At 69.8% G+C, this 367-nt stretch carries 1 pseudogene; it reads left to right on the top strand.

The window, feature by feature from the left end:
* Positions 1-367 (top strand): annotated as a pseudogene (locus tag AB4Y92_RS26615) (UDP-N-acetylglucosamine 1-carboxyvinyltransferase); the annotation flags it as partial.

The raw sequence follows: 367 nt of genomic DNA, 5'->3' as shown, positions 1-367 counted from the left end.
GCTCAACGCCAGCGAAGCCGCGCCGCGGGATGCGAGCTATGACATCGTCCGCAAGATGCGCGCGACCATTCTCGTGCTGGGGCCGCTGATCGCCCGCTTCGGCCATGCCCGCGTCTCCCTGCCCGGCGGTTGTGCGATCGGCGCACGCCCGGTCGACCTTCACCTGAAGGCGCTCGAGGCCCTGGGCGCCGAGATCAGCGTCGCTGGCGGCTATATCGAGGCGAATGCTCCCGCCGGCCTCCGCGGCGCCCGCATCGTCTTTCCCTTCTCCTCGGTCGGAGCCACCGAAACCGCCCTGCTGGCGGCGAGCCTTGCCAGCGGCGAAACCGAGATCGTCAACGCGGCGAAGGAACCAGAGGTCCTCGAC

It is taken from the genome of Lysobacter sp. TAB13 (genome assembly GCF_052113885.1).
GTDB lineage: Bacteria > Pseudomonadota > Gammaproteobacteria > Xanthomonadales > Xanthomonadaceae > Lysobacter > Lysobacter gummosus.
Note: the sequence above shows the minus strand (reverse complement) of the source record. Positions and strands in the feature narration are given on the sequence as shown.